General features: G+C 38.9%; 4 protein-coding genes. All 4 read left to right on the forward strand.

The genetic code is table 11. The annotated features are described in order from the left end of the window. Nucleotides 1-1,249, forward strand: a 1,249-nt coding sequence (gene ffh, locus ABZA26_RS09445; RefSeq protein ID WP_372714274.1) for a signal recognition particle protein, incomplete at its 5' end; no start/stop codon positions are given. A gap of 61 nt (nt 1,250-1,310) precedes the next feature. After that, the gene (gene rpsP, locus ABZA26_RS09450; protein WP_372714275.1) at nt 1,311-1,574 is read left to right on the forward strand and encodes a 30S ribosomal protein S16; all 264 of its coding nucleotides are present in this window, start codon (nt 1,311-1,313) and stop codon (nt 1,572-1,574) included. Nucleotides 1,575-1,716: 142 nt separating this feature from the next. After that, nucleotides 1,717-1,986: a co-chaperone GroES gene (locus ABZA26_RS09455; RefSeq protein WP_372714276.1), complete on the forward strand. Its 270-nt coding sequence runs from the start codon at nt 1,717-1,719 to the stop codon at nt 1,984-1,986. A 26-nt stretch (nt 1,987-2,012) separates the two neighbouring features. After that, a complete protein-coding gene (gene groL, locus ABZA26_RS09460) occupies nt 2,013-3,629 on the forward strand; it encodes a chaperonin GroEL (RefSeq protein ID WP_372714277.1) in 1,617 nt (538 codons plus the stop codon). Nucleotides 3,630-3,984 lie beyond the last annotated feature (355 nt).

A 3,984-nucleotide genomic window follows, 5' to 3' on the forward strand; every position in this document is an offset into this window, starting at 1 on the left:
AGAGGTAAGACTATCTCTTCTAGAAGCAGATGTAAATTATAAAGTCGTTAAAGAGTTTGTAAACAAGATAAAAGATAAGGCTGTAGGGGAAGAGGTAATAACCGGAATAAACCCAGGACAGCAGTTTGTAAAAATAGTAAATGATGAACTTGTAGAACTTCTGGGAGGTACGAATGCCAGGCTTACAAAGTCGGCAAAGAACCCTACAGTTATAATGCTGGCAGGACTTCAAGGGGCAGGTAAAACTACTTTTGCTGCAAAACTTGCAAAATTCCTCAAGAAAAAAGGTGAAAGACCTTATATGGTAGGAGCCGATGTATACAGACCGGCTGCCATGAAACAACTTCAGGTTTTGGGAGAGCAGATAGATGTTCCTGTATACATTCAAGAGGGAAGCAAGGATGCCAGAGGGATATGTAACGATGGACTCAATGCTGCAAAAGAAAATAATGCAACTTATGTTATTCTAGACACTGCAGGAAGACTTCATGTAGATGAATCTCTCATGCAAGAACTCAAAGATATAAAAAAAGCCACCAGGCCTCAAGAAATACTGTTAGTAGTAGATGCTATGATAGGTCAGGATGCAGTAAACTTAGCAGAATCATTTAATAATTCATTGAATATAGACGGTGTTGTCCTTACAAAATTAGACGGAGACACAAGAGGGGGAGCAGCCCTTTCAATAAAGGCAGTTGTAGGTAAGCCTATTAAGTTTATAGGGGTCGGAGAGAAGATAGATGATATAGAGCTATTTCACCCTGAAAGACTTGTCTCAAGAATATTGGGAATGGGAGATGTGGTGTCCCTTGTAGAAAAAGCTCAAGAAGCTATCAACGAGGATGATGCGAAATCTCTGGAAGAAAAAATAAAAAATCAGAGTTTCGATCTGGAAGATTTTTTAAAACAGCTCCAGAACATAAAAAAGCTGGGACCTCTAGGGGGCATACTGAAAATGCTTCCAGGTGTAGGTCAGATAGGAGATCTCGCTCCTGCTGAAAAAGAGATGAAAAAAGTAGAGGCTGTCATACAGTCTATGACGAAAGAAGAAAGAAAAAAACCTGAAATCCTTAAGGCCAGCAGAAAAAAGAGAATAGCTAAAGGAAGCGGCGTAGAGGTTTCAGATGTAAATAAACTTTTGAAACAGTTTGACCAGATGAAGCAGGTTATGAAAATGTTTAGTAACGGAAACTTTCCACAGATACCGGGAATGACTGGTGGAAGAGGAAAAAAGAAGTTTCCTTTTTAAAAAATAAATAGATGGCTAAAAAAAAATAAAAATTAGATTAAGAAGGAGAAGTGAAGAAGATATGTTAAAATTAAGACTGACTAGAATGGGAAGAGCTAAGAGACCTACTTACAGAATAGCTGCAATGGAAGCTTTAACAAAAAGAGACGGTAAGGCAGTAGCTTACCTTGGAAACTACTTTCCATTAGAAGATTCTAAAGTAGTACTAAAAGAAGAAGAGATCATCAAGTACCTATCAAATGGTGCTCAGCCAACAAGAACAGTAAAAAGCATACTTGTAAAAGCAGGAGTATGGGCTAAATTTGAAGAATCTAAGAAAAAATAAGTCTTTCTAACACACGGTTAATTCCGTGTGTTTTTTTTATCTAAAACACTTGACTCTAAAATAAAATTGATATATTATATCCTTGTGACAGTTAGCAGTCTGTCGCAGAGAGTGCTAATAAAATATGAAGGGAGGGATACGCATGACAATAAGACCTATAGGGGAAAGAGTACTTGTAAAACCTATAAAAATGGAAGAAAAAACAGCAAGCGGACTCATTATTCCCGGAGCAGCTGATAAAGATAAACCTAACCTGGGAACAGTAGAGGCAGTGGGATCAGGAGAAAAACTTCAAGAAGTAAAAATGGGAGATAAAATAGTATATGCTAAATTCTCCGGTACAGAGATAAAGGACGGGGTTGAAAAGTACCTTATTCTGAATATAGAAGATGTTCTTGCAGTGGTAGAGTAAGGATAAAATTTGGAGGGAATTGTAATATGGCCAAAATACTTAAATTCAACGAAGAAGGAAGAAAAAAACTCGAGGCAGGTGTAAATATTCTTGCAGATGCAGTTAAGATAACATTGGGTCCTAGAGGAAGAAACGTCGTACTTGAAAAATCCTTTGGAGCTCCTCTTATAACAAATGACGGAGTATCAATTGCCAAGGAGATAGAACTAGAGGATCCTTTTGAAAATATAGGTGCACAGCTAATAAAAGAGGTGGCAACCAAGGCCAATGATGTGGCAGGAGACGGTACAACTACAGCTACAGTGCTGGCCCAGGCCATGGTAAAAGAAGGCCTAAAGATGGTAAGTGCTGGGGCCAATCCTATGTTTATCAAAAAAGGAATGGAGAAAGCCGTAAAAGAGGCTGTGAAGCACCTCAAAGAAAGATCAAAGAAGATACAGGATAATGAAGAGATTGCTCAGGTAGCGTCTATATCGGCTTCAGACGACGAGATAGGAGCCCTTATAGCAGAAGCTATGGAAAGAGTGGGAGAAACTGGTGTGATAACAGTGGAAGAGGCCAAGTCTTTTGAAACAACTCTGGAAGTAGTGGAGGGGATGCAGTTTGATAAGGGATATGTGTCTCCTTATATGGCAACAGATCCAGAAAGAATGGAAGGAAACCTTGAAAATCCGTATATTCTCATCACTGACAGAAAAATAACCAACATGAAGGAGATACTCCCTATACTGGAGGCAACTGTACAGGAATCTAAACCACTTCTCATAATAGCAGAGGATCTAGAGGGAGAAGCCCTGGCAACTCTTGTGGTGAACAAGCTGAGAGGAACTCTCAATGTAATAGCCGTAAAAGCACCTGCCTTTGGAGACAGAAGAAAAGCGATGCTAGAGGATATAGCAGTCTTGACAGGGGGAGAGGTAATATCTGAAGAGAAGGCTATGAAGCTAGAGGATGTGCAGCTCTATAACCTGGGAAGAGCAAAAAGAGTAAAAGTAACAAAGGACAATACAGTTATTGTAGACGGGCTTGGAGCACAGCATGATATAGATGCAAGAGTAAATCAGATAAAAGCTCAAGTGGAAGATGCTACATCTGATTACGATAAGGAAAAACTTCAGGAAAGACTGGCTAAACTTTCTGGAGGAGTGGCTGTAATAAGAGTAGGTGCAGTAACAGAAACAGAGATGAAAGAGAAGAAGCTCAGAATTGAGGACGCTTTGAATGCAACAAGAGCAGCAGTAGAAGAGGGTATAGTCCCAGGTGGAGGAACTATCATGATAGAGATAGTGAAGGCCATGGAAGACTTTGTTCTAGAAGGCGAAGAGGGTATAGGGGTACAGATAGTAAAGAAAGCCCTTATGGCTCCCCTCAGACAGATAGCTGAAAATGCAGGTCTAGACGGAGGCGTAGTACTGGAAAAGGTAAAATCTCTTCCAGCTGGGTACGGATTCAATGCTGCTAAAGAAGAGTATGTAAATATGTTAGAAGCCGGAATAATAGACCCTGCTAAAGTAACGAGAGCAGCGATACAGAACTCGGGGTCTGTATCGGCATTAATCCTCACAACTGAAGTAGTAATAGTAGAAAAAAAAGAGGCTAAGGAAAATGGTCAGAATCCAGGGATGATGCCTGGTATGATGTAAAGACAGGGCGCAAGCCCTGTTTTTGCTATTGTAAAATAACTTCACGAAAAATAAAATTTATTTTTTCAAAAGAGGTGCGAATATTCATAATAGTGAAATCTTAATGCATTGATATCTTTACAAATACATTTTGATATTATATAATTGACATACGCAGTAACAAAAAAAATGATCAAAAATTTTAGTATGAATAAAAACTAAATCTCTCTATAGTAAGGATAAAAATATTGAAACCAACAGTTGGATTGAAAATGCATGGACGATAAGGAGTCATACAAATATGAAGTTTAAAAAAATGGGTGGTCCCAAGAAAAGACTTACCTACTATATAGTCAGTCTGATTCTGGTCCTCTTG

It is taken from the genome of Ilyobacter sp. (genome assembly GCF_041583315.1).
Taxonomy (GTDB): Bacteria; Fusobacteriota; Fusobacteriia; order Fusobacteriales; family Fusobacteriaceae; genus Ilyobacter.